This window comes from Streptomyces sp. CB03238 (genome assembly GCF_002099185.1).
Classification (GTDB): domain Bacteria; phylum Actinomycetota; class Actinomycetes; order Streptomycetales; family Streptomycetaceae; genus Streptomyces.
Genome location: NZ_NBCN01000006.1, coordinates 154,139 through 178,862, shown reverse-complemented (window position 1 = coordinate 178,862; position 24,724 = coordinate 154,139). Strand labels below are relative to the sequence as shown.

25 protein-coding genes are annotated in these 24,724 nt (G+C 72.8%); 21 read left to right on the top strand and 4 right to left on the bottom strand.

The genetic code is table 11. From position 1 onward, the window contains the following. Positions 1 to 219 precede the first annotated feature (219 nt). The 3 genes from BKD26_RS12080 to truA all read left to right on the top strand — a co-directional run bounded on the left by BKD26_RS12080 (position 220) and on the right by truA (position 2,969). Positions 220 to 1,242, top strand: coding sequence for a DNA-directed RNA polymerase subunit alpha (locus BKD26_RS12080; protein ID WP_003956430.1), 1,023 nt, complete (start codon positions 220 to 222; stop codon positions 1,240 to 1,242). A 301-nt stretch (positions 1,243 to 1,543) separates the two neighbouring features. After that, positions 1,544 to 2,029 (top strand): 50S ribosomal protein L17, encoded by a 486-nt coding sequence (rplQ, locus tag BKD26_RS12075; RefSeq protein ID WP_084897849.1) that lies wholly within the window; start codon positions 1,544 to 1,546, stop codon positions 2,027 to 2,029. Between the two features lie 73 nt (positions 2,030 to 2,102). After that, positions 2,103 to 2,969, top strand: coding sequence for a tRNA pseudouridine(38-40) synthase TruA (gene truA / locus BKD26_RS12070; RefSeq protein ID WP_084897848.1), 867 nt, complete (start codon positions 2,103 to 2,105; stop codon positions 2,967 to 2,969). On the opposite strand, the gene BKD26_RS12065 is transcribed toward truA, so the two are convergent. Next, positions 2,931 to 3,821 (bottom strand): hypothetical protein, encoded by an 891-nt coding sequence (locus BKD26_RS12065; protein ID WP_084897847.1) that lies wholly within the window; start codon positions 3,819 to 3,821, stop codon positions 2,931 to 2,933. The two genes, truA and BKD26_RS12065, sit on opposite strands and share 39 nt — an antisense overlap. 55 nt (positions 3,822 to 3,876) lie before the next feature. On the opposite strand from BKD26_RS12065, the gene BKD26_RS12060 reads away from it, so the two are divergent. The 5 genes from BKD26_RS12060 to glmM all read left to right on the top strand — a co-directional run bounded on the left by BKD26_RS12060 (position 3,877) and on the right by glmM (position 9,954). Then, entirely contained in the window at positions 3,877 to 5,496 is a 1,620-nt protein-coding gene (locus BKD26_RS12060; RefSeq protein WP_084897846.1) for an ATP-binding cassette domain-containing protein, read from the top strand. Between the two features lie 133 nt (positions 5,497 to 5,629). Next, on the top strand, positions 5,630 to 7,198 hold the full coding sequence (locus BKD26_RS12055) for a serine/threonine-protein kinase (protein ID WP_179166512.1): 1,569 nt from the start codon (positions 5,630 to 5,632) through the stop codon (positions 7,196 to 7,198). A gap of 284 nt (positions 7,199 to 7,482) precedes the next feature. Continuing rightward, on the top strand, positions 7,483 to 7,926 hold the full coding sequence (rplM, locus tag BKD26_RS12050) for a 50S ribosomal protein L13 (protein ID WP_084897844.1): 444 nt from the start codon (positions 7,483 to 7,485) through the stop codon (positions 7,924 to 7,926). A gap of 41 nt (positions 7,927 to 7,967) precedes the next feature. After that, positions 7,968 to 8,486, top strand: a complete 519-nt coding sequence (gene rpsI, locus BKD26_RS12045) for a 30S ribosomal protein S9 (RefSeq protein WP_031076704.1) — start codon at positions 7,968 to 7,970, stop codon at positions 8,484 to 8,486. 109 nt (positions 8,487 to 8,595) lie between these two features. Then, positions 8,596 to 9,954, top strand: a complete 1,359-nt coding sequence (glmM, locus tag BKD26_RS12040; protein WP_084897843.1) for a phosphoglucosamine mutase — start codon at positions 8,596 to 8,598, stop codon at positions 9,952 to 9,954. A 58-nt stretch (positions 9,955 to 10,012) separates the two neighbouring features. On the opposite strand, the gene BKD26_RS12035 is transcribed toward glmM, so the two are convergent. After that, a complete protein-coding gene (locus tag BKD26_RS12035) occupies positions 10,013 to 10,951 on the bottom strand; it encodes a DUF389 domain-containing protein (protein ID WP_084897842.1) in 939 nt (312 codons plus the stop codon). Between the two features lie 13 nt (positions 10,952 to 10,964). Next, positions 10,965 to 11,948 (bottom strand): type I pantothenate kinase, encoded by a 984-nt coding sequence (coaA, locus tag BKD26_RS12030; RefSeq protein WP_084897841.1) that lies wholly within the window; start codon positions 11,946 to 11,948, stop codon positions 10,965 to 10,967. Between the two features lie 167 nt (positions 11,949 to 12,115). Between coaA and BKD26_RS12025 the strand changes: the two genes are divergently transcribed. The 9 genes from BKD26_RS12025 to BKD26_RS11985 all read left to right on the top strand — a co-directional run bounded on the left by BKD26_RS12025 (position 12,116) and on the right by BKD26_RS11985 (position 20,930). Continuing rightward, the gene (locus BKD26_RS12025; RefSeq protein WP_084897840.1) at positions 12,116 to 13,114 is read left to right on the top strand and encodes an ATP-binding cassette domain-containing protein; all 999 of its coding nucleotides are present in this window, start codon (positions 12,116 to 12,118) and stop codon (positions 13,112 to 13,114) included. Then, positions 13,111 to 13,920: an ABC transporter permease gene (locus BKD26_RS12020; RefSeq protein ID WP_084897839.1), complete on the top strand. Its 810-nt coding sequence runs from the start codon at positions 13,111 to 13,113 to the stop codon at positions 13,918 to 13,920. Before BKD26_RS12025 ends, BKD26_RS12020 begins: the two co-directional genes overlap by 4 nt. A 91-nt stretch (positions 13,921 to 14,011) precedes the next feature. Next, on the top strand, positions 14,012 to 15,859 hold the full coding sequence (gene glmS, locus BKD26_RS12015; RefSeq protein WP_084897838.1) for a glutamine--fructose-6-phosphate transaminase (isomerizing): 1,848 nt from the start codon (positions 14,012 to 14,014) through the stop codon (positions 15,857 to 15,859). Then, a complete protein-coding gene (locus BKD26_RS12010) occupies positions 15,856 to 16,224 on the top strand; it encodes a holo-ACP synthase (protein WP_073753522.1) in 369 nt (122 codons plus the stop codon). The genes glmS and BKD26_RS12010 overlap by 4 nt, the downstream gene beginning before the upstream one ends. Positions 16,225 to 16,228: 4 nt before the next feature. After that, positions 16,229 to 17,647, top strand: a complete 1,419-nt coding sequence (locus tag BKD26_RS12005) for an NAD(P)H-hydrate dehydratase (RefSeq protein WP_084897837.1) — start codon at positions 16,229 to 16,231, stop codon at positions 17,645 to 17,647. Positions 17,648 to 17,704: 57 nt separating this feature from the next. Continuing rightward, positions 17,705 to 18,850, top strand: coding sequence for an alanine racemase (alr, locus tag BKD26_RS12000; protein WP_084897836.1), 1,146 nt, complete (start codon positions 17,705 to 17,707; stop codon positions 18,848 to 18,850). A 23-nt stretch (positions 18,851 to 18,873) separates the two neighbouring features. Then, entirely contained in the window at positions 18,874 to 20,103 is a 1,230-nt protein-coding gene (locus BKD26_RS11995) for an alpha/beta hydrolase (protein ID WP_084897835.1), read from the top strand. Then, positions 20,075 to 20,590: a tRNA (adenosine(37)-N6)-threonylcarbamoyltransferase complex ATPase subunit type 1 TsaE gene (gene tsaE / locus BKD26_RS11990; RefSeq protein ID WP_084897834.1), complete on the top strand. Its 516-nt coding sequence runs from the start codon at positions 20,075 to 20,077 to the stop codon at positions 20,588 to 20,590. Before BKD26_RS11995 ends, tsaE begins: the two co-directional genes overlap by 29 nt. A 142-nt stretch (positions 20,591 to 20,732) precedes the next feature. After that, on the top strand, positions 20,733 to 20,930 hold the full coding sequence (locus tag BKD26_RS11985; RefSeq protein WP_084897833.1) for a hypothetical protein: 198 nt from the start codon (positions 20,733 to 20,735) through the stop codon (positions 20,928 to 20,930). Between the two features lie 630 nt (positions 20,931 to 21,560). Here the strand turns inward: BKD26_RS11985 and BKD26_RS11980 are convergent. After that, on the bottom strand, positions 21,561 to 22,127 hold the full coding sequence (locus BKD26_RS11980) for a hypothetical protein (protein WP_241518611.1): 567 nt from the start codon (positions 22,125 to 22,127) through the stop codon (positions 21,561 to 21,563). A 105-nt stretch (positions 22,128 to 22,232) separates the two neighbouring features. On the opposite strand from BKD26_RS11980, the gene tsaB reads away from it, so the two are divergent. The 4 genes from tsaB to BKD26_RS11960 are packed head-to-tail and all read left to right on the top strand — an operon-like array spanning position 22,233 to position 24,724. Then, positions 22,233 to 22,889, top strand: a complete 657-nt coding sequence (gene tsaB, locus BKD26_RS11975; RefSeq protein ID WP_084897831.1) for a tRNA (adenosine(37)-N6)-threonylcarbamoyltransferase complex dimerization subunit type 1 TsaB — start codon at positions 22,233 to 22,235, stop codon at positions 22,887 to 22,889. A 26-nt stretch (positions 22,890 to 22,915) separates the two neighbouring features. Further along, entirely contained in the window at positions 22,916 to 23,383 is a 468-nt protein-coding gene (gene rimI, locus BKD26_RS11970) for a ribosomal protein S18-alanine N-acetyltransferase (RefSeq protein WP_084898012.1), read from the top strand. Further along, positions 23,376 to 24,470 carry a tRNA (adenosine(37)-N6)-threonylcarbamoyltransferase complex transferase subunit TsaD gene (gene tsaD / locus BKD26_RS11965; protein WP_084897830.1) on the top strand — a complete coding sequence of 365 codons (1,095 nt, stop codon included), beginning with the start codon at positions 23,376 to 23,378 and terminating at the stop codon, positions 24,468 to 24,470. Before rimI ends, tsaD begins: the two co-directional genes overlap by 8 nt. Next, positions 24,467 to 24,724: a hypothetical protein gene (locus tag BKD26_RS11960; protein ID WP_084897829.1), complete on the top strand. Its 258-nt coding sequence runs from the start codon at positions 24,467 to 24,469 to the stop codon at positions 24,722 to 24,724. The genes tsaD and BKD26_RS11960 overlap by 4 nt, the downstream gene beginning before the upstream one ends.

The following is a 24,724-nucleotide window of genomic DNA, read 5'->3' as shown; positions in this document are numbered from 1 at the left end:
GCTGCGGACAGGTCGGCGGTCTGCTGGGGGTCCGGGGGTTATCCCCCGGGAATTCGCAGCACGGCTGCCGTCCGCCGAAGCGCCGCCGCGTCTGACGCACGGCTGCTGCTTGTCTTGTGAGGTTCCGGGCGGTACGGCTCTTCGGGGGCGTGCCGCCCGTACCCTTGCAGTATCCGAGGACGTCAAATAGCGGGCGTCCACGACTGAAGGAAACACACCATGCTTATCGCTCAGCGTCCCTCGCTGACCGAAGAGGTTGTTGACGAGTACCGCTCGCGGTTCGTCATCGAGCCGCTGGAGCCGGGCTTCGGCTACACGCTCGGCAACTCGCTTCGCCGTACGCTCCTCTCCTCGATCCCGGGTGCGGCCGTCACGTCCATCCGTATCGACGGTGTCCTGCACGAGTTCACCACCGTGCCGGGCGTCAAGGAAGACGTCACCGACCTCATCCTCAACATCAAGCAGCTGGTCGTGTCCAGCGAGCACGACGAGCCGGTCGTGATGTACCTGCGCAAGCAGGGCCCGGGCCTCGTGACCGCGGCCGACATCGCCCCGCCGGCCGGTGTCGAGGTGCACAACCCCGACCTGGTGCTCGCCACGCTGAACGGCAAGGGCAAGCTGGAGATGGAGCTGACCGTCGAGCGCGGTCGCGGCTACGTCTCGGCCGTCCAGAACAAGCAGGTGGGTCAGGAGATCGGCCGCATCCCGGTCGACTCGATCTACTCGCCGGTCCTGAAGGTCACGTACAAGGTCGAGGCCACGCGTGTCGAGCAGCGCACCGACTTCGACAAGCTGATCGTCGACGTCGAGACCAAGCAGGCCATGCGTCCGCGTGACGCCATGGCGTCGGCCGGTAAGACCCTGGTCGAGCTGTTCGGTCTGGCGCGCGAGCTCAACATCGACGCCGAGGGCATCGACATGGGCCCGTCCCCGACGGACGCCGCCCTCGCCGCCGACCTGGCGCTGCCGATCGAGGAGCTCGAGCTCACCGTTCGTTCGTACAACTGCCTCAAGCGCGAGGGCATCCACTCCGTGGGTGAGCTCGTGGCGCGCTCCGAGGCCGACCTGCTCGACATCCGCAACTTCGGTGCGAAGTCGATCGACGAGGTCAAGGCGAAGCTGGCCGGCATGGGCCTGGCCCTCAAGGACAGCCCGCCCGGATTCGACCCGACCGCCGCGGCGGACGCCTTCGGCGCCGATGACGACGCGGACGCGGGCTTCGTCGAGACCGAGCAGTACTGATCACCTCCCGGTGAGGGGTCGGGCCCTGGCGGCCCCGGCCCCCGCCGGGCGTGTGTTCGCCCCCGCCCCACGGGCGGGGGATCCCGGGCCGGGAGGCCCGGTGGGGCGGGCCTTGTGGGGCCCAGCCCCGGATCCCGGCCTTGCGCCGGGCGCAGGATCCCGGGCCGCGTCCCGGGCCCGGGCGGCAGCCCGGAAAGAGACCTCCCCGGCACCGCCGGGGGTGCGCGAGGGGCGTCACGCCCCTCGCACAGGCTGACACCGGTACCTGATACGGCCGGTGCAGATCACAAGGAGAAACACCATGCCGAAGCCCGCCAAGGGTGCCCGTCTGGGCGGCAGCGCCGCGCACGAGAAGCTGCTCCTCGCGAACCTCGCGAAGTCGCTCTTCGAGCACGGCCGCATCACCACGACCGAGGCCAAGGCCCGCCGCCTGCGTCCGGTCGCCGAGCGCCTGATCACCAAGGCGAAGAAGGGCGACATCCACAACCGTCGCCTGGTGCTGCAGACGATCACGGACAAGGGCATCGTCCACACGCTCTTCACCGAGATCGCTCCGCGCTACGCCGAGCGTCCGGGTGGCTACACCCGCATCACCAAGATCGGCAACCGTCGTGGCGACAACGCCCCGATGGCCGTGATCGAGCTGGTCGAGGGCGAGATCGCGAAGAAGGCGACCGTCGCCGAGGCCGAGGCCGCGACCAAGCGCGCGGTCAAGGAGTCCGAGGAGGCCAAGGTCGAGGAGACCAAGGCTGACGAGGCTCCGGCCGAGGAGTCCAAGGACGCCTGAACCGCGTTCTGAAGGCTGACGGACGGGTCCGCCCCCTCGGGGGCGGGCCCGTTCGGCTTGAGAGGATTGACGCGTGAGCGATGACGTGAAGCCCGGCTTCGTACGGGTACGGCTGGACCTTTCGTACGACGGCAAGGACTTCCACGGCTGGGCCAAGCAGGCCGGCGGGCAGCGGACCGTGCAGGGCGACATCGAGGACGCGCTGCGTACGGTGACGCGGTCGTCCGAGACGTACGAGCTGACCGTCGCCGGGCGGACCGACGCGGGCGTGCACGCGCGCGGGCAGGTCGCCCACGTCGACCTGCCGGAGGCCGTGTGGGCCGAGCACCGGGACAAGCTCCTGCGGCGGCTGGCCGGGCGGCTGGCGCACGACGTGCGGGTGTGGAAGGTCGAGGAGGCACCGCCCGGGTTCAACGCGCGGTTCTCCGCGATCTGGCGGCGGTACGCGTACCGGGTGACGGACACCCCCGGTGGCGTCGACCCGCTGCTGCGCGGGCACATCCTGTGGCACGACTGGCCGCTGGACGTCGACGCGATGAACGCGGCCGCCGAGCGGCTGGTGGGCGAGCACGACTTCGCCGCGTACTGCAAGAAGCGGGACGGCGCGACGACCATCCGTACGCTCCAGGAGCTGCGGTGGGAGCGGCTGACCAGCGGAGTGCTGGAGGCGACCGTGCGCGCGGACGCGTTCTGCCACAACATGGTCCGCTCGCTCGTCGGCGCGCTGCTCTTCGTCGGTGACGGGCACCGGCCGGTGGAGTGGCCCGGGAAGGTGCTGGCCGCCGGAGTGCGGGACTCGGCCGTCCATGTCGTACGGCCGCACGGGCTCACGCTGGAGGAGGTCGGTTACCCGGCCGACGAGTTGCTGGCCGCCAGGAACCTGGAGGCCCGCAACAAGCGGTCACTGGCCGCCCGTGGCGGGGGCGGTGGCTGCTGCTGAGGCCTGGGCGCGGCCTCGTGCGTAGATCTGGTTGAAGGTGAACGTGCCGACGTCGTCGCTGACCTTGAAGACGGTCTCGTCGGCCTTCGTCACCTTCTTGCCGCTGGTGAAACCGGCCTGTGTGAAGTAGGCGTACCGGCCGAGTGAGTTCGCGCGGCGCAGGCAGACCGTCTGGGACTGGCAGAAGCCGTTGACGCCCGAGCCGGCGAGCGGGGCGATGCCGCCCTGCGCCTGCTCCTTGGCCTTGACCGCGGCCGCCTGGTTCTCGAACAGCGCGACGCCGACCGTGACGGCGACGCCGTCCCTCTCGTACGTGGCGCGGATCACGCGCTCGCAGCCGTTGCGCTCCAGGACCGCGCCGAGGCCGTCCTCCGCGGCGGCCGCGCAGTTGGTGGTGGAGGCGGTGGCGCCCTTGACGTAGACGCGGTCGCCCATGGTGAGCTTCTTGCCGGGGAAGAGGGAGTCGGCGCTGAGCGGCGCCTTGTCCTTCTGGGCGGTGGAGATGAAGTCCATGGGGTTCGGCGGGGGTGGGGGCGCCACCGAGGAGAACGACGGCTGCGGCTTGGCCGTGTCCGTGGGCAGCTCCGGGGTGCCGCTGGTGGTGTCCGCGAGGTTGGCGCCGTCGTCGTCGGCCTTGTTGGTGGAGACGATGGCCGTCGCGATGACGGTGCCCACCAGGGCGGTGGCGAGTACGGCACCGCCGGCGATCAGCAGGCGCCTGCGGCGCGTACGCCGCTCGGAGGCCTCGGCGAGGGCGCTCCAGTCCGGGGCGCCGGTCTGCGGCGGGGCGTACGGATGCTGCTGGTGACTGTGGTGCGGCTCCTGCGGCCACTGGGGTCCCCCAAAGCTCATGCCGCGCATCCTAAACCGGTTGGGGCGGGGCCCGGCCCCCGGAGACAATGCGGCCATGGGACATGTAGAGGTCGCGCATCTGGAGTACTACCTGCCGGACGGGCGGGTGCTGCTCGGTGATGTGTCGTTCCGGGTGGGTGAGGGCGCGGTGGTGGCGCTCGTCGGCGCGAACGGGGCCGGTAAGACGACGTTGCTGCGGCTGATCTCGGGCGACCTCCAGCCGCACGGGGGCACGGTGACCGTGTCGGGCGGGCTGGGCGTGATGCCGCAGTTCGTCGGGTCGGTACGGGACGAGCGGAGCGTGCGGGACCTGCTGGTGTCGGTCGCGCCGGCGCGGATCCGGGAGGCGGCGGCCGCGGTGGACGCCGCCGAGCACCGGATCCTGACCGTGGACGACGAGGCGGCGCAGATGGCGTACGCGCAGGCGCTGAGCGACTGGGCGGAGGCGCGCGGGTACGAGGCCGAGACGGTCTGGGACATGTGCACGACGGCGGCGCTGGGGGTGCCGTACGACAAGGCGCAGTTCCGTGACGTACGCACGCTGAGCGGGGGCGAGCAGAAGCGGCTGGTCCTGGAGGCGCTGCTGCGCGGCCCCGAGGAGGTGCTGCTCCTGGACGAGCCGGACAACTATCTGGACGTCCCCGGCAAGCGGTGGCTGGAGCAGCGGCTGGCCGAGACCCGTAAGACCGTGCTGTTCGTGTCGCACGACCGGGAGCTGCTGGCGCGGGCCGCCGAGAAGATCGTGGCGGTGGAGCCGGGGCCGGCCGGGTCGGACGTGTGGGTGCACGGCGGGGGCTTCGGGACGTTCCACGAGGCGCGGCGGGAGCGGTTCGCGCGGTTCGAGGAGCTGAAGCGGCGCTGGGAGGAGAAGCACGCCCAGCTGAAGCGGCTGGTGGTGAACCTGCGGCAGGCGGCGTCGGTCAGCCATGAGATGGCGTCGCGGTACGCGGCCGCTCAGACGCGGCTGCGGAAGTTCGAGGAGGCCGGTCCGCCGCCGGAGCCGCCGCGCGAGCAGGACATCCGGATGCGGCTGCGGGGCGGGCGTACGGGGGTGCGGGCCGTGACGTGCGCGGACCTGGAGCTGACCGGCCTGATGAAGCCCTTCTCCCTGGAGGTCTTCTACGGGGATCGGGTGGCCGTGCTGGGGTCGAACGGGTCCGGGAAGTCCCACTTCCTGCGGCTGCTGGCCGGGGAGGACGTCTCCCACACGGGTACGTGGAAGCTCGGCGCGCGGGTGGTGCCCGGGCACTTCGCCCAGACCCACGCCCACCCGGAGCTGGTGGGCCGCACGCTGGTCGACATCCTGTGGACCGAGCACGCCAAGGACCGGGGCGGCGCGATGTCCGTGCTGCGGCGGTACGAGCTGGAGCGGCAGGGCGACCAGGTCTTCGACCGGCTGTCGGGCGGGCAGCAGGCGCGGTTCCAGATCCTGCTGCTGGAGCTGGCCGGGACCACCGCGCTGCTCCTGGACGAGCCGACGGACAACCTGGACCTGGAGTCGGCGGAGGCCCTCCAGGTGGGGCTGGAGGCGTACGAGGGGACGGTGCTGGCCGTCACGCACGACCGCTGGTTCGCGCGCTCCTTCGACCGGTACCTGGTGTTCGGCTCCGACGGGGTCGTACGGGAGACGCCGGAGCCGGTGTGGGACGAGCGCCGGGTGGAGCGGGCGCGCTAGCCGGCCGGTCCGCCGTTTCCTGGGGCGGTTTCCTGGAGCGGTTTCCTGGAGCGGCATGGCGCGTCACCGGTACAGTGCGCGCAGTGTCGGGGCCGGGCGGACCTGGGGGCGGGCGGGCATGCATGGCGACGGGGTGACGGACGCTCGGGGCGCGCTGCGGCCGGGGCACCGGCTGGGACCGTTCACGGTGCTGGCCGAGCTGGCCAGCGGCGGCATGGGCCGTATCTACCTGGCCCGTTCGCCGGGCGGCCGGACCGTGGCGGTCAAGACGCTGCTCGCCGATGGCACGGGCGGCCCGACGGGCACGGCGGACCGGCGCCGCTTCGCCCGCGAGGTGGCGCTCGCCCAGCGGGTGCGCGGCGTGTACACCGCGAGCGTGGTCGACGCCGACGCGACGGGGCCGGTGCCGTGGATGGCGACCGAGTACGTCCCGGCGCCCTCGCTGCGGGACCTGGTGGACGGCTGCGGCCCGCTCAGGGGCGGCGCGCTGTACTGGGTGGCCGCCGGTATCGCCGAGGCCCTGGTCAGCATTCACGAGGCCGGCCTGGTGCACCGGGACGTCAAGCCGTCCAACGTCCTGCTGCCGGTGGACGGCCCCCGGGTCATCGACTTCGGCATCTCGCAGGCCGGTGACCTGACCCGTACGCAGACGGCCCTCGGGACGATCGTCTACGCGGCGCCCGAGCAGGCGCGAGGCGAGCCGACCACGCCGGCGTCGGACGTCTTCTCGATGGGCGCCACGCTCTTCCACCTCGCGGTGGGCCGCGCCCCGTACCGGGACGGCGGGGCGGGCTCCGCCGTGGAGCAGCTCGTCCGGGCCGCCATGGGCGAGCTGGACGTCTCGGGGCTGCCGCGCGAGCTGGAGCCGCTCGTCCTGCCCTGCCTGGCCCTGGACCCGGCCGAGCGGCCCACCCCGGCGGACGTCCTCGCCCTGTGCGGGGCGCGGCTGGGGCAGCGGCCGGACGCGCGGGGCGGCGCCGACTGGCTCGACGCGCGGTGGCTGGCGGCCATCGAACGGCACCGGGAGCGGCGTACCCGAGCCGTGGAGGAGGCCCGCCGGAGGGTCGAGCCGGACGCGCCGACCGGGCCCGTGGCGCCGCCGCCCCCGACCGCGCGCTTCGCCCCCGCGGTGACCGCCCCGGCCGCCCCGGCCGCCTCACGGCGCCGGGTGGGCGCGCGGTGGTGGGCCGGTGGCGCGGTGGCGCTGGCGCTCGCCCTGGCAGGCCTGCTGGTGCTGGAGCCGTGGGCCGCCGACGGGGAGGCGGGGGCCGCGGGGCTGCCCGACCAGCCGGTCCGCATCCTCCCGGTGGAGTCGGAGTCCTTCGGGGTGTGCCCGGAGGGGGCGCCGGAGGGCCGGGCGTACACGTCCGACGACCGCCAGAGCTGCGTGATCACCACCGGGGACGGGATGACGGTACGCAGTTTCACGGCCGTGCGGGCCTACGAGGACAAGGCGAACGGCATGGGCTGGGTCGTCGACGTCACGTTCCAGGAGGCCGACCGCGCGAAGTGGACCGAGCTCACCGGCCGCGTGACCGGGCGGCCGGAACCCGGGGACCGGCTGGCGTTCGTCCAGGGCGACAAGCGCCTGCTCGCCGCCCCTAAGATCATGGAGCGGATCTCCGGCGCCCGGATGCCCATCGCCACGGCACTGGGCCGCAACGAGGCGCAGTTCCTGGCCAAGGCACTCGGCGCGCCCTGACCGCGCGTACGGCCCGGGGCAGCGCGTGGACGGCCCCGAGTTGCGCGCCGTGGACGGGGGTGGGCGCGGCTGTTTTGACCCATCCGGGGCACGCGGCGTATCCTTCTGGTTCGTTATGCGTATTGGCTTGCTCGTTCTCACGTGAGAGGCCGTTACGCCGGTCCACCGGGCCGATGACCAGCGACTGGCACTCGGGTTGCGTCCCCGACGTGCCGTCAAGGCTGTCGTGATCGTCCGGGTGGCCTTGTCAGGACCCACTCACTGAAGAAGCGAAGGCTACGACCGTGCGTACGTACAGCCCCAAGCCCGGCGATGTGACGCGCCAGTGGCACATCATCGACGCGCAGGACATCGTCCTGGGCCGTCTGGCGACCACCGCCGCCACCCTTCTGCGGGGCAAGCACAAGCCGATCTATGCACCGCACGTTGACACCGGTGACTTCGTCATCATCATCAACGCCGACAAGGTGCACCTGTCCGGCAACAAGCGGACCCAGAAGATGGCGTACCGCCACTCCGGTTACCCGGGTGGTCTGCGCTCCGTCCGCTACGACGAGCTGCTCGAGAAGAACCCCGAGAAGGCTGTTGAGAAGGCCGTCAAGGGCATGCTCCCGAAGAACTCCCTTGGCCGTCAGATGCTCTCGAAGCTGAAGGTCTACGCGGGCGAGAACCACCCGCACGCTGCCCAGCAGCCGGTCCCGTTCGAGATCACCCAGGTCGCGCAGTAAGTCCGGCCACCCCCTAAGACGAAAAGAATCTGAGGAGCATCGTGGCCGAGACCACTGTTGAGAACCCCATCGAGGGCGAGGAGACCTACGCCGAGGTCACCACCTTCGAGTCCGAGGTCCCCGTCGAGGGTGAGTACACCTCGGAGTCCCTCGCGTCCCGCTTCGGCGAGCCGCAGCCGGCCGCCGGCCTGGGCCGCCGCAAGAACGCCATCGCCCGCGTCCGGATCGTTCCGGGCACCGGCAAGTGGAAGATCAACGGTCGCACCCTCGAGGACTACTTCCCGAACAAGGTGCACCAGCAGGAAGTCAACGAGCCCTTCAAGGTGCTCGAGCTCGACAACCGCTACGACGTCATCGCCCGCATCTCGGGTGGCGGCGTCTCCGGTCAGGCCGGCGCCCTGCGCCTCGGCGTGGCCCGCGCGCTGAACGAGGCGGACGTGGACAACAACCGCGGTCCGCTGAAGAAGGCCGGCTTCCTGAGCCGCGACGACCGTGCGGTCGAGCGCAAGAAGGCCGGTCTCAAGAAGGCCCGTAAGGCCCCGCAGTACAGCAAGCGCTAATCACGCCTGCTCGGTCTGCTCAACGTACGCCCCGGCGGCACCTTCGTGCTGCCGGGGCGTACGTCTATACGCTTCACCTTGCTTTTTCGGAGTAACTCGGAGGACAGCTGTGGGACGACTCTTCGGCACGGATGGTGTGCGCGGTGTCGCCAACGCGGATCTGACGGCGGAGCTCGCGCTCGGTCTGTCGGTCGCGGCGGCGCACGTGCTCGCCGAAGCGGGGACCTTTGAAGGACACCGGCCGACCGCCGTGGTCGGGCGGGACCCGCGTGCGTCGGGAGAGTTCCTGGAGGCCGCCGTCGTGGCGGGCCTCGCGAGCGCGGGCGTGGACGTCATGCGGGTGGGCGTGCTGCCGACGCCGGCCGTCGCGTACCTGACGGGCGCGCTCGGTGCCGACCTGGGCGTGATGCTCTCCGCCAGCCACAACGCCATGCCGGACAACGGCATCAAGTTCTTCGCGCGCGGCGGCCACAAGCTGGCCGACGAGCTGGAGGACCGTATCGAGGCCGTCTACGAGCAGCACCGCACCGGTGAGCCGTGGGACCGGCCGACCGGCGGCGGGGTCGGCCGGATCGCCGACTACAAGGAGGGCTTCGACCAGTACGTCGCCCACCTGCTCAGCGTCCTGCCGAACCGGCTCGACGGGCTCAAGATCGTCCTCGATGAGGCGCACGGTGCCGCGTCCGGAGTGTCGCCCGCCGCGTTCCAGCAGGCCGGGGCCGAGGTCATCACCATCGGCGCCACCCCCGACGGGCTCAACATCAACGACGGCTGCGGCTCCACCCACCTGGAGATGCTGAAGGCCGCCGTCGTCGAGCACGGCGCGGACCTCGGCATCGCCCACGACGGCGACGCCGACCGCTGCCTGGCCGTGGACCACACGGGCGAGGAGGTCGACGGCGACCAGATCCTGGCCGTACTGGCGCTGGCGATGCGCGAGGCGGGCACGCTGCGCGGTGACACCGTCGTCGCCACCGTCATGTCGAACCTGGGCTTCAAGCTCGCCATGGAGCGCGAGGGCCTCCAGCTCGTGCAGACGGCGGTCGGCGACCGTTACGTACTGGAGTCGATGAAGGAGCACGGCTACGCGCTCGGCGGCGAGCAGTCCGGGCACGTCATCGTCCTCGACCACGCCACCACCGGCGACGGCACCCTGACCGGTCTGCTGCTCGCCGCGCGCGTGGCGGCGACCGGGCGGTCGCTGGCCGAGCTGGCCGGGGTCATGGAGCGGCTGCCGCAGGTCCTGATCAACGTCAAGGACGTCGACAAGACGCGGGTGAAGACCTCCTCCGAGCTGGGTACCGCCGTCGCGGACGCCGAGCGCCGGCTGGGCAGCACCGGCCGCGTACTGCTGCGCCCCTCGGGCACCGAGCCGCTGGTGCGCGTCATGGTCGAGGCCGCCGACATCGAGCAGGCCCGCTCGGTCGCCGGGGAGCTCGCGGACGTGGTGAAGTCCGCGCTGGGCTAGTCCACCGACGTGAAGGGGCGCCCCGCCGTTGCCGGTGGGACGCCCCTTTCGCGTACCGTCAGGCCGGCTGCGTACGGCGGCGCTGCCTGGCCCAAAAGTACTTCTGCGTCAGCAGCGTCAGTGTGCCGGCGAGCACGATCGCCAGCAGGTTCAGCAGGAGCTGCTCGACGGAGCCCTTGGTCTGGCCGAAGTTGCCGTACCCGAGCGCCACGGCGGCGTTGGCCGCCGCCGGGACGGTGGTGACCGAGATGGCCACGCCGACCAGCGCGCCGGACTTCGCGGAGGTGAGCGACAGGGTGCCGGCGGCGCCCGCGAGGAGGCCGACGACGAACGAGAACCAGTCCGGCGCGTAGATGAACCCGGTGTTGGGGCGGTCGCCGCGCAGCAGGTCCTCGGTGAACAGGCCCAGCGCGTCCATGGCCAGGCTGAACAGCACCGTCAGCGCCATGGCCGCCGCGAAGCCCACGATCAGGGCGGCCAGCGACCGTACGGCAAGGCGCGGCCGGCGCTGCACCAGCGCCGTACAGATACCGGCCAGCGGGCCGAACTCCGGGCCAACCGTCATCGCGCCCACGATCAGGATGGCGTTGTCCAGCACCACGCCACAGGCCGCGATCATCGTGGCGAGCGTCAGGAACGCCACGTAGGTGACGCTGAGCGTCGACTCCTCGTGCGTGGCGCCCTGGAGCTGCTCCCACAGCACCGCGTCCGCGCCCTCGCCCGGCGCGTCCTTCTCGGCCTTCTCCGCGTGCTTCGACAGCGACAGGCCGATGTCCTCGACGGCGATCGAGCCGGACTTGTCGATGCCCAGGGCGCACAGGTCGGCGATCAGCTCGTCGCCGGCCTCGCGCGCCACGTCGCACAGGACGAGGTCGCCGGCCGGGTCGCGGGCGGCGCCGGGGATGACGGCGAGGTGGGTCGTGCCGACCGTCTTCTCGATGGTGCCGACCACCTCGTCCGTGCGGTCGGCCGGGACGATCAGGCGCAGGTGCAGCACGGCCGGGACCCTTTCAGAGCTTGCGGAGGGACAGGCGCTGGACCTTGTGGTCCGGGCCCTTGCGTACGACGAGGGTGGCACGCCCGCGCGTCGGCGCCACGTTCTCCAGCAGGTTCACCTTGTTGATGGTCCGCCACATGGTACGGGCGTAGTCCAGGGCCTCTTCCTCGCTGACCCGGGTGTACTTCTGGAAGTACGAGGAGGGGTTCTGGAACGCGGTGGCGCGCAGCTTGCGGAAACGATTCAGGTACCAGGCCTCGATGTCCTCGGGGCGCGCGTCGACGTACACCGAGAAGTCGAAGTAGTCGGCGAGCCCGACGCGGGTGCGGCCGTCCTTGCCGGGCAGCGCGGGCTGGAGGACGTTGAGGCCCTCGACGATCAGGATGTCGGGGCGCCGGACCGTGAGGCGCTCGCCGGGGACGATGTCGTAGATCAGGTGGGAGTAGACGGGGGCGGTGACCTCGTCCTTGCCCGCCTTGATGTCGGCGACGAACCGGGTCAGGGCGCGCCGGTCGTACGACTCGGGGAAGCCCTTCCTGGACATCAGGCCGCGTTCCTGGAGCTCCTTCATGGGGAGGAGGAACCCGTCGGTGGTGACCCGCTCCACGCGCGGGTGCTCGGGCCAGCGGGCGAGCAGCGCCTGGAGGAGCCGGGCGACGGTGGACTTGCCGACGGCGACGGAGCCGGCGACCCCTATGACGAACGGGGTGCCGCGCTGGGCGCTCTTCTCGCCGAGGAACGTGTTGAGGGCGCCGCGCAGATTGGCGGTGGCGCCGACGTACAGGTTGAGGAGGCGGGAGAGCGGGAGGTAGATGTCGCGGACCTCGTCGAGGTCGATGACGTCGCCGAGACCGCGCAGCCGCTCGACTTCCTCGGCGGTGAGGGGCAGCGGCGTCTTGTCCCGCAGCGCGCTCCACTCCTCGCGGGTGAGGTCGACGTATGGAGTGGCCTCCGCACGGCGGTGGGCGGCGGCGCTGCGTGGCGGCGAAGTGATCACACGGCCATTGTCGTGCTTGCGGAGGTGTTGTGGGTCGTGTGCTCGGTCACCCTCGTCCGTCCTCGCGACGGCTGGAATGTCAGTGGCGTGCGTCACAGTTGTGGGGAAGGTGGGCGTCGGGACTGCGGCGTCCGCGTGGTACGACCCGAGCCGAGGGGATCAGTCCCATGACCTATGCGATCCAGGCGGAAGGCCTGGCCAAACGGTTCAAGGAGACCCGGGCGCTGGACGGGGTGGACCTGGCCGCCCGTACCGGGACGGTGCTGGGGCTGCTGGGGCCCAATGGGGCGGGGAAGACCACGGCCGTACGGATCTTCGCCACGCTGCTGGAGCCCGACGCCGGCCGGGCGCTGGTCGCCGGGCACGACGTGGTGCGGGAGGCGGGGCGGGTGCGCTCGCTCGTGGGCTTGACCGGGCAGTACGCGGCGGTCGACGAGAACCTGACGGGCACGGAGAACCTGCTGCTGATCGGGCGGCTGCTGGGGATACCGAGGCGGGAGGCCAGGGCGCGGGCCGCGGAGCTGCTGGACCGGTTCGGGCTGGCCGACGCGGCGGGGCGCGCGGTGAAGACGTACTCGGGCGGTATGCGGCGCAGGCTGGACCTGGCGGCGAGCCTGGTGGGGCGGCCGCGGATCCTGTTCCTCGACGAGCCGACCACGGGCCTGGACCCGCGCAGCCGCGGCGAGCTGTGGGACATGCTGCGCGGCCTGGTCGCCGAGGGGGTGACGGCCCTGCTGACGACGCAGTATTTGAACGAGGCGGACATGCTCGCCGACAACATCGTGGTGATCGACAAGGGCCGGGTCATCGCCGAGGGCACGCCCGACGAGCTGAAGTCCCAGGTGGGCGGCCAGGTGCTCCAGGTCCGGCCGGTGCGGGCGCACGACCTGGCGGGCGCGCACGCGCTGGTGGCCGAGGCGGCCGGCCGGCAGACGAAGATCGAGGGGGACGTGATCACGGCACCGGTGAACGGTCCGGAGCTGATGCCCGCCGTCGTACGGCGGCTGGACGGGGCGGGGATCGCGGTGGGCGAGCTGACGCTGCGCCGCTCGTCGCTGGACGAGGTCTTCCTGGCCCTGACCGGGCACCGGGCGGAGGCGGAGACCGGCGCCGCGGAGGTGGAACCCGATGACAGCGACATCGAGAAGGTGGTGAGTTCGGCATGACCGCCACGACGATCGGCGCGCCCCTGACCGCGAGCGGCCGGGTGCGGCCGGGCGCCGGCCTGCGGCAGACCGCCACGATGGCGTGGCGGAGCCTGGTGGCCGTCAAGCACAACCCGCTGGAACTCGTCGACTACAGCATCACGCCGATCATGTTCGTGTTCCTCTTCACGTATGTGATGGGCGGGCAGATGGCCGGGTCGCCGGACGCGTACCTGAAGTACGCGCTGCCCGGGATCATCGTCCAGAACACGCTGTTCATGACCATCTACACGGCGATGGCCCTCAACACCGACCTGACCAAAGGGGTGTTCGACCGGTTGCGGAGCCTGCCGATAGCCCGGTCCGCGCCGCTGATCGGCCGGATCACCGCCGACCTGGCCAAGCACCTGTGGGCCATGCTGCTGATGATCGGCCTCGGCGTGGCGCTCGGCTTCCGCATCACCGGTGGCCTGGGCGGGTTCCTGGCGGGAGCCCTGCTGCTCGTGGTCTTCGCGGCGGCCGTGTCGTGGTGCGCGGTGCTCGTCGGGATGCTGGCGGGTGACGCGGAGAAGGTGCAGGCCTTCGGCTTCACGCTGATCTTCCCGATCACCTTCACCAGCAGCGCGTTCGTCGTGGTCGACACGATGCCCGGCTGGCTCCAGGCCTGGGTGCACGTCAACCCGGTGACGCATCTGTCGGACGCGTTCCGCGGTCTGCTGCTGGGCGGCGAGGTGGGGCGGCCGCTGCTGTGGTCGCTGATATGGGCGGCGGGCATAGCCGTCGTCTTCTACCCGCTGGCCATGCGGGCGTACCGCGCGAAGGCCTGACCCGGTCGCGGGTGGTCGTACCCGGTCCTGCTCGGTCCTGCTCGGTCGGCCTTGCGGACCTGAGGGGGCGGGCGGCTTTAGGCTCGTCGGCATGTGCGGAATCGTGGGTTACGTCGGCGGGCAGTCGGCGCTTGATGTGGTGATCGCGGGCCTCAAGCGGCTCGAGTACCGGGGCTACGACTCGGCCGGTGTCGCGGTGCTCGCCGACGGCTCGATGGCCGCGGCGAAGAAGGCGGGCAAGCTCGTCAACCTGGAGAAGGAGCTGGACAGCCGGCCCCTGCCGACCGGCAACGCGGGGATCGGGCACACCCGGTGGGCCACGCACGGCGGGCCGACCGACGCCAACGCGCACCCGCACCTCGACAATGCCGGGCGGGTCGCCGTCGTCCACAACGGCATCATCGAGAACTTCGCGCCGCTGCGCGCCGAACTGGCCGAGCGGGGGCACACCCTGGAGTCCGAGACGGACACCGAGGTCGTCTCCCACCTGCTGGCCGAGTGGTTCTCGTCCTGCGGCGACCTGGCGGAGGCGATGCGGCTGGTGTGCCGGCGGCTGGAGGGCGCCTTCACCCTCGTCGCCGTGCACGCCGACCAGCCGGACGTGGTCGTCGGCGCGCGGCGCAACTCGCCGCTGGTGGTGGGGGTCGGGCAGGGCGAGGCGTTCCTCGCCTCGGACGTGGCCGCGTTCATCGCCCACACCCGGTCCGCGATCGAGCTGGGGCAGGACCAGGTGGTGGAGCTGCGCCGGGACGGGGTGACGGTCACCGACTTCGACGGGGCGCCCGCCGACGTACACGCGTACCACGTGGACTGGGACGCCTCGGCGGCCGAGAAGGGGGGGTACGACTACTTCATGCTCAAGGAGATCGCCGAGCAGCCGAAGGCGGTCGCCGACACGCTCCTGGGCCGGATCGACGCCGGGGGCGCGCTGACGCTGGACGAGCTGCGGATCCCCGACGAGGTGCTGCGCGAGGCGCACAAGGTGGTCGTCGTGGCGTGCGGGACGGCGTTCCACGCCGGGCTGATCGCCAAGTACGCCATCGAGCACTGGACCCGCATCCCGTGCGAGGTGGAGCTGGCGAGCGAGTTCCGCTACCGGGACCCGATCCTGGACCACCGGACGCTGGTGATCGCGATCTCGCAGTCCGGCGAGACCATGGACACCCTGATGGCGCTGCGGCACGCCCGCGCCCAGGGCGCGCGGGTGCTGGCGATCTGCAACACCAACGGTTCGACGATCCCGCGTGAGTCGGACGGCGTGCTGTACACGCACGCCGGCCCGGAGGTGGCGGTCGCGTCCACCAAGGCGTTCCTGACGCAGCTCGTGGCCGTGTACCTGCTGGCGCTGTATCTGGGGCAGTTGCGGGGGACGAAGTGGGGCGACGAGATCCGGGCGGTCGTCAAGGACCTGGCGCGGATCGCCGACGACGTCGACCGGGTCCTGGAGACCATGGAGCCGGTGCGGGAGCTGGCGCGGTCGCTGGCGGACAAGAACACCGTGCTGTTCCTGGGGCGGCACGTGGGCTATCCGGTGGCGCTGGAGGGCGCGTTGAAGCTCAAGGAGCTCGCGTACATGCACGCGGAGGGCTTCGCGGCCGGTGAGCTGAAGCACGGGCCGATCGCGCTGATCGAGGAGGACCTGCCGGTCGTCGTCGTGGTGCCGTCGCCGCGGGGCCGGTCGGTGCTGCACGACAAGATCGTGTCGAACATCCAGGAGATCCGGGCGCGCGGCGCCCGCACGATCGTGATCGCGGAGGAGGGGGACGAGGCGGTGACGCCCTACGCGGACCATCTGATCCGTGTCCCGGCGACCCCGGTGCTGCTGCAGCCGATGGTGTCGACGGTGCCGTTGCAGGTCTTCGCCTGCGAGCTGGCGACGGTACGGGGCAACGAGGTGGACCAGCCGCGCAACCTGGCGAAGTCGGTCACCGTCGAATGATCATCGGGGTGGGGATCGACGTGGCGGAGATCGACCGGTTCGCGGCGGCGATGGAGCGTACGCCGCACATGGCGCAGCGGCTGTTCCTGGAGCGGGAGTTGCTGCTGCCGAGCGGGGAGCGGCGCGGTATCGCCTCGCTCGCGGCGCGGTTCGCGGCCAAGGAGGCGATCGCGAAGGCGCTCGGCGCGCCGGCCGGGCTGCACTGGACGGACGCGGAGGTGTACGTCGAGGACAGCGGGCAGCCCCGGCTGCGGGTGCGGGGCACGGTCGCGGCGCGCGCCGCCGAGCTGGGCGTACGGCACTGGCACGTGTCGCTCAGCCATGACGCGGGGGTGGCGTCGGCCGTGGTGATCGCGGAGGGTTGAGCCCATGCGTACCGCTTACCGAGTGGAGACCGTACGGGCCGCCGAGGCCGCGTTGATGGCGACGCTGCCGGACGGCGCGCTGATGCAGCGGGCGGCGGCGGGGCTGGCCGCCGCGTGCGCCGGGCTGCTCGGCCGGGTGTACGGCGCCCGGGTGGTGCTGCTCGTCGGCAGCGGCGACAACGGGGGCGACGCGCTGTACGCGGGCGCCCGGCTGGCGCGCCGAGGGGCGCGCGTGTCGGCGGTGCAGCTCGGCTCGCGCGCCCACGAGGGCGGGCTGGCGGCGCTGACCGGGGCCGGCGGGCATGTCGTGGAGGACCCGTATGCCGTCCTGGGCGGGGCCGACCTCGTCCTGGACGGCATCACCGGGATCGGCGGGCGCGGCGGGCTGCGGCCGGAGGCGGTTCCCGTGGTGCGGGCGGCGCGGGACTCCGGTGCCGTGGTGGTGGCCGTCGACCTGCCGAGCGGCGTGGACGCCGACACGGGGGAGGTGCACGGGGAGGCGGTGCGGGCGGACGCGACGGTGACGTTCGGGGCGTACAAGCCGGGGCTGTTGATCGATCCGGCGCGGGAGTACGCCGGGGCGCTGCGGCTCGTGGACATCGGCCTCGCCCTCCCTTCGGCGCCGGACGTGGAGGCCCTCCAGCACGTGGACGTGGCGCGGTTGCTGCCCGTCCCGCTGGGGGAGAGCGACAAGTACCGGCGCGGCGTGGTCGGTGTCGTCGCCGGCTCGGCGCGCTACCCCGGTGCGGCGGTCCTCGCGGTGTCGGGCGCGCTGCGGGGCGGCGCCGGGGCGGTGCGGTACGTCGGGCCGGCCGCCGACGCGGTGCTCGCGCGCCACCCGGAGACGCTGGTGCACGCGGGGCGTCCCGGGAAGGCGGGGCGCGTCCAGGCGTGGGTGATCGGCCCGGGCCTGGGCGACACGCCGGGCGTGGACGACGTCCTCGGCTCGGACGTCCCCGTCCTGGTGGACGCCGACGGACTGCGGAACCTCGACCCCTCGGCGGTGCGCTCCCGCCCGGCGCCCACGGTCCTCACCCCGCACGCGGGCGAGGCGGCGGCACTCCTGGGCACCGCCCGGGAGGACGTGGAGTCGCGGCGCCTGGAGGCGGTCCGGGAGCTGGCGGGACGCTACGGGGCGACGGTGCTGCTCAAAGGCTCGACGACCCTCGTCGCCTCGGCCGACGGCCCGGTACGCGTCAACCCCACGGGCACGCCCTGGCTCGCCACCGCCGGCAGCGGCGACGTCCTGTCGGGCCTCGCGGGCTCCCTGCTGGCCGCCGGTCTCGCCGCGCGCGACGCCGCCTCGGCCGCCGCCTACCTCCACGGCCTGGCAGCCCGCCGCGCCTCCCGCGACGCCCCCATCGCGGCGTACGACGTCACGGAGGCGCTCCCGGGGGCGTGGCGGGACGTGCGGGGGGCGTGATGGGGCCGACAGCCTGGGGCGGCCGGACCGGGACGCGCACCTGAGAGACTGGGCGCGATGAGTGAGACACCGCAGACCCTTCGCGCCCGCGCCGAGATCGATCTCGGGGCGTTGCGCGCCAATGTGCGTGCCCTGCGGGGGCGCGTGGGGACGGACGTTCAGGTCATGGGCGTCGTGAAGGCCGACGCGTACGGGCACGGGGCCGTGCCCTGCGCGCGGGCGGCGCTGGAGGCCGGGGCCACCTGGCTCGGCACCGCCACGCCGCACGAGGCGCTCGCGCTGCGGGCCGCCGGGATCGACGCGCCCGTCCTGTGCTGGCTGTGGACCCCCGGGGACCCCTGGGACGAGGGCATCCGGGCCGGCCTGGACATGACCGTGAGCGGCATGTGGGCCCTGGACGAGGTCAAGGAGGCCGCGCGCCGGACCGCACAGCCGGCGCGCGTCCAGCTCAAGGCCGACACCGGGCTCGGCCGCAACGGCTGCCAGCCCGCCGACTGGCCCCGGCTCGTCGGCGAGGCCCTCACGGCCCAGGCCCAGGGCCTCCTCCGCGTCACCGGCATCTGGTCGCACTTCGCGTGCGCCGACGAGCCAGGCCACCCCTCCATCGGCGCCCAGCTGGAGACGTTCCACGAGATGCTGACGTACGCCGAGAAGGCGGGCGTCGAGCCCGAGGTGCGGCACATGGCCAACTCCCCGGCCACGCTCACCCTCCCGGAGACGTACTTCGACCTCGTACGGCCCGGCATCGCGATGTACGGCGTCTCGCCCAGCCCGGAGCTCGGGACCGCGGCCGGCTTCGGGCTGCGGCCCGTCATGCGGCTGGTGGGGAGCGTCGCACTCGTCAAGGACGTACCGCCCGGCCACGGCGTCAGTTACGGGCACCACTACGTCACCGAGCGCGCCACCACCCTCGGTCTCGTCCCCCTCGGGTACGCCGACGGCATCCCGCGCCACGCGTCCGGACGCGGCCCGGTGCTGGTCGGCGGCAAGGTGCGGACGGTGGCCGGGCGGGTCGCGATGGACCAGTTCGTCGTCGACCTCCAGGGGGACGCCGTCGAGCCCGGTGCACAAGCCGTGCTCTTCGGGGCAGGTGATGACGGTGAGCCGACCGCCGAGGACTGGGCACGCGCCGCGGACACGATCGCGTACGAGATCGTGACGCGCATCGGTTCGCGGGTACCACGCGTCTACCTGAACGAGTAGCGGGAGCCAGAGGAGCAGCCGTAGTGAGTGAGACCAGTTCGGTGGACGCGGCGGAAGCGATTTCCGCGGCGGCCGGCGCGGCCGGCAATTGGCGCCGCGCCGGTTTCGCCGGGGCCGCGATAGGAGTGATCGCGGCGGGCGCGGCGGCCGGTGTCGCCCTCGAACGGCTCACCGTCGGGCGCGGCATGCGCCGCAAAGCGCGCCTCGCGCTGGACGCCGCCGGCCCGTACGGCTCGCTGCGCGGCACCCCGGGCCGGGCCGAGGCCGACGACGGCACCGAGCTGTACTACGAGGTCGACGAGGTGGAGGCGGAGTCCGGCGCGCCGCGCCGCCGCCGGCTCTTCGGGCGCCGGGAGCCCGCCCCCGTCACGGTCGTCTTCAGCCACGGCTACTGCCTCAACCAGGACTCCTGGCACTTCCAGCGCGCCGCCCTGCGCGGGCTGGTCCGTACGGTCCACTGGGACCAGCGCAGCCACGGCCGTTCCGGGCGCGGCGCCGCCCAGCGCGGGCCCGACCGGGTGCCGGTCTCCATCGACCAGCTCGGCCGCGACCTGAAGGCGGTCGTCGACGCGGCCGCCCCCGAGGGGCCGCTGGTGCTGGTGGGGCACTCGATGGGCGGCATGACGGTGATGGCGCTGGCCGAGCAGTACCCGGAGCTGATCCGCGAGCGGGTCGTCGGCGTCGCCTTCGTCGGTACGTCGTGCGGCAACCTCGGCGAGGTCAACTACGGGCTGCCGGTCGCGGGCGTGAACGCCGTACGCCGGGTGCTGCCGGGTGTGCTGCGGGCGCTGGGCTCGCAGGCGGAGCTGGTGGAACGGGGCCGCCGGGCCACGGCGGATCTGTTCGCGGGGCTCATCAAGCGCTATTCGTTCTCGTCGAAGGACGTGGACCCGGCGGTCGCCCGGTTCGCCGAGCGGATGATCGAGGGGACGCCCATCGACGTGGTCGCCGAGTTCTACCCGGCGTTCACCGAGCACGACAAGGCGGAGGCGCTGAGCATCTTCGCCGAGGTGCCGGTGCTGGCGCTCGCCGGCGACCAGGACCTGGTCACGCCCAGCTCCCACACGGAGGCGATCGCCGACCTGCTGCCGGACGCCGAGCTGGTCATAGTGCCCGACGGCGGGCACCTGGTGATGCTGGAGCACCCGGAGGCGGTCACCGACCGGCTCGCGGACCTGCTGGTACGGGTGGGCGCCGTACCGTCAGCGACTAACGTTGGCACGTATGGAAGCACCGCACAGCCCGGCGGCTGAGCCCGCCGGCCCCGTCGCCCGATTCACCCTCCACGCACCTGAGCAGACGCAGGAGCTGGGCCGCACGCTCGCCGAACTGCTGCGCCCCGGTGACCTCGTCATGCTCACCGGCGAGCTCGGCGCCGGCAAGACGACACTGACGCGCGGGCTCGGCGAGGGCCTGGGGGTGCGCGGCGCGGTGACGTCCCCCACGTTCGTCATCGCCCGCGTCCACCCGTCGCTGGTGGGCGGCCCCGCGCTCGTCCACGTCGACGCCTACCGCCTGGGCGGCGGGCTCGACGAGATGGAGGACCTCGACCTCGACGTGTCGCTGCCCGACTCGGTGGTGGTCGTGGAGTGGGGCGAGGGCAAGGTGGAGGACCTCACGGAGGACCGGCTGCACGTGGTCATCCACCGGGTCGTCGGCTCCACGGACGACGAGCGGCGGGTCGTGACGCTGACGGGGTACGGGGCGCGCTGGGCGGGCGTGGACCTGGCGCTGGGGTGACCGCCGGACCACCGCGCGCCGTACTTTCCGACAAGACGTCGGCATAATGTTGCGCCGTACCTCCGAGGCGTGGTCACATGGATACCAGGACCTGGTTAGGTCTACCTAACTACGCCTGCCCCCGGAGCCCGAGGAGGCGACCATGCCGACGTCGAAGCAGCAGGATGTGTCGATGCGCGATCTGCTGGCCTCGTGCGCGGCGGCCAGCGCCGTCTCCACACCACCCCGGGCCGATGCCGCCGCCGCTGACGACGACGTGCGGGACGAGGACGGCTCGCGGGACGTACGCGACGTCCGCGCCCCGCGCGAGCCGGCGCCGGAACGGCGCAGGGCGGCGTAGGGGGCGCGTCGGTGCGCCGAGCGGCGCGCGCGGCGCACCCGCTTACGCCGCGGCCGGGGCGTGGCGTACCCGCGCAGGTCGCTCCGCGTGAGGCCGGCGCCCGTCACGGCGCCGTACCGCCTGTGTAAGCCCCCGCATGTACCCGCGTGCGCGGTCCCGCTGCCTGTCGCGCACCCCCAGGGCGCCGTGCCGCACCGGGCTGCGTGACACCCCACGCCACGTGCCCGCCCAGGGCTCAGTGGCGCGGGGGCTGGGTGAGGGCCCGGGACCGCGTGCCGCCCACGCCTGCGTGCCGCCCACGCCTGCGTGCACCAAGGCCGCGTGGGGCCCAAGGCCGCGTGCCACGTCCGGCCGCCGTACCGCCCGAGAGGCGCGTACCGCGTCCGGGCTGCGTGCCGCCCACGGCCGCGCGCCGCCGAAGGGCGCGTACCGCGTCCGGGGCTGTGCGCCCGCCCGGATGGCGTGAGTCCGAGGCGCCCAGGGTCGCGTACGCCCAGGGGCCGCAGGGTGCCGGGGTCGCGGGCATGGGGCGGGGTGGCCGAGCCGGGGCTGCGCCCAGGGGCTCACGGGCTGGCGAGCCAGTCAGGGCGGCGCTCCGGGGCTGGGGCGCCGCGGGGTGGGGTCAGTCGGTCAGGGGACGACGACGACCTTCGAGTTGACCGTCGCGAACGTCCACATCGCGTTCCCGTCCACCCGCTGCATGCGGATCCCGCCCGTCCGGCGCGTCGGGTCCGGGCTCGCCATCGAGCCGTCGACCGCCGCGCTGAAGCCGATCGTCACGCCGTCGACGCTCGTGAACCGCACGACGTGCTCGATCTGGACGCCGTCGGAGCCGGGCACCGTGCCGGAGCGGGACGTCACGGCGTACGTGCCCGGGGCCGGGTTGACCGTGCTCGGCATCACCGGGAACGTGCGCGTCACCGTGTCCTGCTCGCCCACCAGCCACACCCGCCGCTCGCCGAGCGAGTACACCACCCGTACACCCGTGCCCGACTGCTTCGGCAGTGCGAGCGCGGGGTCGGCCGGCTGCTTCGGCACGCCGCCCGGCGCCGGGGCCGACGGCGAGGCGGCCGGGGCGGGAGACGTGTCCGACAGGTCGGCGGGGACGTTGGCCGACGCCTGGTAGGCGAGGAAGGCGACCGCGGCCACGGCCGCCGCGGTGAGCCCGGCCACGAATCCCGAGCTGCTCCTTGCCACGCTGCTGCCCACCTCTCCCACGTACGTATGCGGTGTGACCGTAGCAGGAACGCGCGCGTGGACCGTGGCGCCGTGCCCGCCGCCACGGAGCCGTAGGCTGTTTGCGTGCTCTTGCTCGCCATGGATACCGCCACACCCGCCGTCACCGTCGCCCTCCATGACGGGGACTCCGTCCTCTCCGAGTCCACCCAGGTGGACGCCCGCCGCCACGGGGAGCTGCTGCTGCCTGCCGTCCACCGGGTCTTCCACGAGGCCGGGCTGAAGCTCGACGCCGTGACCGGCATCGTCGTGGGCGTCGGGCCCGGCCCGTACACCGGACTCAGGGTCGGGCTGGTGACCGCGGCCACCTTCGCGTCGGCGCTCGGCGGCGTACCGGTGCACGGCCTGTGCACCCTCGACGGACTCGCGTACGCCTCCGGGCTCGACGAGCCGTTCGTCGTGGCGTCGGACGCGCGCCGCAAGGAGGTCTACTGGGCGCGGTACGACAACTGCCGTACGCGCGCGACCGGCCCCGCCGTCGACCGGCCCGCCGACATCGCCGGACAGGTCGCCGGCCTCCCGGCGGTCGGCGCGGGCGCGCGGCTGTACGGCGAGGTGTTCCCGGACGCCCGCGACCCCGAGCACCAGTCGGCGGCCGCGCTCGCCGCGCTGGCGGCCGAGCGGCTGAAGGCGGGCGCGGACTTCCTCGACCCGCGGCCGCTGTACCTGCGCCGCCCCGACGCCCAGGTGCCGAAGAACTACAAGGTGGTCACCCCGAAGTGACCGACGTGACCGCGGTGCTTCGCGAGATGCGCTGGTGGGACATCGCGCCGGTGCTGGAGCTGGAACGGGAGCTGTTCCCCGACGACGCCTGGTCGGAGGGCATGTTCTGGTCCGAGCTCGCCCACGCGCGCGGCCCGCACGCCACTCGCCGCTATGTCGTCGCCGAAGCCGATGGCCGGCTGGTGGGGTACGCGGGGCTCGCGGCGGCCGGCGGACTCGGCGACGTACAGACCATCGCCGTCGCCCGCGACCAGTGGGGCACCGGGCTCGGCGCCCGGCTGCTGACGGACCTGCTCCAGCACGCCACCGCCTTCGAGTGCGACGAGGTCCTGCTCGAGGTGCGCGTGGACAACACCCGCGCCCAGAAGCTGTACGAGCGCTTCGGCTTCGAACCGATCGGCTTCCGCCGCGGCTACTACCAGCCGGGCAACATCGACGCGCTCGTCATGCGCCTGAACGTACACAACGTACAAGGAACTGAGAGTCATGGCTGACGAACCCCTCGTCCTCGGCATCGAGACCTCCTGCGACGAGACCGGCGTCGGCATCGTCCGCGGCACGACCCTGCTCGCGGACGCCGTCGCGTCGAGCGTGGACACGCATGCCCGGTACGGCGGCGTCGTGCCCGAGATCGCGTCCCGTGCGCACCTGGAGGCGATGGTCCCCACCATCGAACGCGCCCTGAAGCAGGCCGGCGTCTCCGCCCGCGACCTGGACGGCATCGCCGTCACCGCCGGCCCGGGCCTCGCGGGCGCGCTGCTCGTCGGCGTCTCGGCGGCGAAGGCGTACGCGTACGCGCTGAACAAGCCGCTGTACGGCGTGAACCACCTCGCCTCGCACATCTGCGTCGACCAGCTGGAGCACGGGCCGCTGCCCGAGCCGACGATGGCGCTGCTGGTGTCCGGCGGCCATTCGTCGCTGCTGCTCGCCCCGGACATCACCTCCGATGTACGGCCGATGGGCGCGACGATCGACGACGCGGCGGGCGAGGCGTTCGACAAGATCGCCCGCGTGCTGGACCTGGGGTTTCCGGGCGGGCCGGTGATCGACCGGCTGGCGAAGGAGGGGAACCCGGACGCGATCGCGTTCCCGCGCGGGCTGAGCGGGCCGCGGGACCCGGCGTACGACTTCTCCTTCTCCGGGCTGAAGACCTCGGTCGCCCGCTGGATCGAGGCCAAGCGCGCGGCGGGCGAGGAGGTTCCGGTACGGGACGTGGCGGCGTCCTTCCAGGAGGCGGTCGTCGACGTCCTGACCCGCAAGGCCGTACGGGCCTGCAAGGACCAGGGCGTCGACCACCTGATGATCGGCGGCGGCGTGGCCGCCAACTCGCGGCTGCGGGCACTGGCGGGGGAGCGGTGCGAACGCGCCGGCATCCGGCTGCGCGTGCCGCGCCCCGGGCTGTGCACGGACAACGGCGCGATGGTCGCGGCGCTGGGCGCCGAGATGGTGGCCCGCAACCGGCCGGCCTCGGACCTGGAGCTGTCGGCGGACTCGTCCCTCCCGGTCACCGACCCTCATGTGCCGGGCAACCACGACCACGACCACGTCCACGAGATCAGCAAGGACAACCTCTACTCATGACGGTGGTCACCCTGATGTGGGAGGCCCGCGCGGCGGACGGCCGGGGCGCCGAACTCCTCGCCTGGGCCCGCGCGCAACGCCTCCCCACCCCGCCGCTCCGCCGCGAGACCTTCACGGCCCCGGGCGACCGGGTCCTGGTCCTGACCTGGTGGAACGCCCCCTTGGACGCGGACCTCCCCGAACTCGCCGAACCGTCCGCCGACCTGGTCACCCGCCCGGTGCACCGCTGGCGTTTCGAGTCGCACGGGACGTGA

What these genes read in the sequence shown, in the direction of transcription:
- BKD26_RS12080 (WP_003956430.1), top strand. Translation starts at nt 220, where the DNA reads ATGCTTATCGCTCAGCGTCCCTCGCTGACCGAAGAGGTTGTTGACGAG.
- rplQ (WP_084897849.1), top strand. Translation starts at nt 1,544, where the DNA reads ATGCCGAAGCCCGCCAAGGGTGCCCGTCTGGGCGGCAGCGCCGCGCAC.
- BKD26_RS12065 (WP_084897847.1), bottom strand. Translation starts at nt 3,821, where the DNA reads ATGAGCTTTGGGGGACCCCAGTGGCCGCAGGAGCCGCACCACAGTCAC.
- BKD26_RS12060 (WP_084897846.1), top strand. Translation starts at nt 3,877, where the DNA reads ATGGGACATGTAGAGGTCGCGCATCTGGAGTACTACCTGCCGGACGGG.
- BKD26_RS12025 (WP_084897840.1), top strand. Translation starts at nt 12,116, where the DNA reads ATGACCTATGCGATCCAGGCGGAAGGCCTGGCCAAACGGTTCAAGGAG.
- BKD26_RS12020 (WP_084897839.1), top strand. Translation starts at nt 13,111, where the DNA reads ATGACCGCCACGACGATCGGCGCGCCCCTGACCGCGAGCGGCCGGGTG.
- glmS (WP_084897838.1), top strand. Translation starts at nt 14,012, where the DNA reads ATGTGCGGAATCGTGGGTTACGTCGGCGGGCAGTCGGCGCTTGATGTG.
- BKD26_RS12010 (WP_073753522.1), top strand. Translation starts at nt 15,856, where the DNA reads ATGATCATCGGGGTGGGGATCGACGTGGCGGAGATCGACCGGTTCGCG.
- BKD26_RS12005 (WP_084897837.1), top strand. Translation starts at nt 16,229, where the DNA reads ATGCGTACCGCTTACCGAGTGGAGACCGTACGGGCCGCCGAGGCCGCG.
- alr (WP_084897836.1), top strand. Translation starts at nt 17,705, where the DNA reads ATGAGTGAGACACCGCAGACCCTTCGCGCCCGCGCCGAGATCGATCTC.
- tsaE (WP_084897834.1), top strand. Translation starts at nt 20,075, where the DNA reads ATGGAAGCACCGCACAGCCCGGCGGCTGAGCCCGCCGGCCCCGTCGCC.
- BKD26_RS11985 (WP_084897833.1), top strand. Translation starts at nt 20,733, where the DNA reads ATGCCGACGTCGAAGCAGCAGGATGTGTCGATGCGCGATCTGCTGGCC.
- rimI (WP_084898012.1), top strand. Translation starts at nt 22,916, where the DNA reads ATGCGCTGGTGGGACATCGCGCCGGTGCTGGAGCTGGAACGGGAGCTG.
- tsaD (WP_084897830.1), top strand. Translation starts at nt 23,376, where the DNA reads ATGGCTGACGAACCCCTCGTCCTCGGCATCGAGACCTCCTGCGACGAG.
- BKD26_RS11960 (WP_084897829.1), top strand. Translation starts at nt 24,467, where the DNA reads ATGACGGTGGTCACCCTGATGTGGGAGGCCCGCGCGGCGGACGGCCGG.